Raw genomic sequence first — 1,310 nt, forward strand, 5'->3', positions numbered from 1 at the left:
TGGAGGGGTGCGTCATACGGATGAGAGCCATTCATCGTTTGACAAATCATGCCCCCCGTCACATTGCCTGGTTGCTCGCCGATTTGTTACCCGCGGCCATGGAGCCCCAGGTCATTGTGACAACACCGACACTATTCGATCTTGCCCGGCAGATTCATGAAGGACAGTCCCGGAATCAGCAGCGTTTTATGCACGCATATGATCGGGCCCGTGCAGGAATGCAGGTGGCAGAACAGGGTCCGGCGGAGAGCCGTCACGATTTTCCTCTGGTTCTGCAGAAGCTCAACAACGACCACAGCGGTAGAATCATGATAGAGACCATGATGCGAACCAATCGCTCTGTGAGTTCCCTGGGCCATTCGATCGAACAAACCGCGCAAGAACAGGCCTCTTGCCAAAAAGGTTGGAAAAATGGCCTGCTGAACACACTATGTCGCCGGACGTTCATGGCACAGCTGCCGCCTTTCACTCATACCCGCCGGTATTGGCTGCAGGAATTGCCTGCATTGGCAAAATATGACGGGGAGACGAAAGAGCAAATCCGCAGCTTTGTTCCCAAGTTGGCCACAGCGAAAGAGAAGGAGTTGCCACTCCTTTGGCAAAAGGCGATGCAACCATTGTTAGATATTTCTCATCGGTTGGCGTTTCAATTGGGGGGACAAACGATGATGCAGATCAGGAACCTTGAAAAACGCTACCAGCACATCGCGGGAGAGTTGGATGAGGTCTATGCCGCCTGTCTCGATTTGGATCACGAACAACCGATGCTCTATACCGAAATGGGTGGCATGAACCTGGAGCAAATCACCCACTTGGTCTATCCCAGAATCAACGGAACACCGTTCATTGTGGAAAGCCTGCATACCCTGCAAGAGGAGGTTTGGTCGACATTACATCGCGTCCGCAACAAGGAGGAGATGATTGGAGTGGCTGCAAACAGACGCATTGCCTCCATTCACAATGCATGCAGTGAGGTGCATCGGCGTGTTCTGACACACAACATGAGAAACATGGAGTTGTCTAAAAAAAACCGTTTTTTGTCCAGAAATGCAAAACAATCCGATATTGGAACTGATGAGTTGTCCACCGCAGTCAATAGGGTCAAGAGCATTCAATCCCATCTCGGCCGGTTTGAAAACGGGCCCATGGTTTACGATAGTTATCGGCTCTCGCATCTGCAAACACTGGCAGAGGAGTCTCTCACACTGCTCAATACGGTACGTCAGCGTACCAACGATCCTTCAATCAATCCGTTCTATGTCTCACTGGATGGAGAGTCATATGCAGAGGATTGGTCTGGATTGGTGGAG

1 protein-coding gene is annotated in these 1,310 nt (G+C 51.1%); it reads left to right on the top strand.

All coding sequences use genetic code 11. The features are described 5' to 3' along the window. Positions 1-20 precede the first annotated feature (20 nt). Positions 21-1,310 (top strand): hypothetical protein (locus HWQ67_RS18775; protein ID WP_218254221.1); only part of this gene is annotated, 1,290 nt, incomplete at its 3' end.

It is taken from the genome of Candidatus Magnetobacterium casense, from assembly GCF_019173545.1.
Classification (GTDB): domain Bacteria; phylum Nitrospirota; class Thermodesulfovibrionia; order Thermodesulfovibrionales; family Magnetobacteriaceae; genus Magnetobacterium; species Magnetobacterium cryptolimnobacter.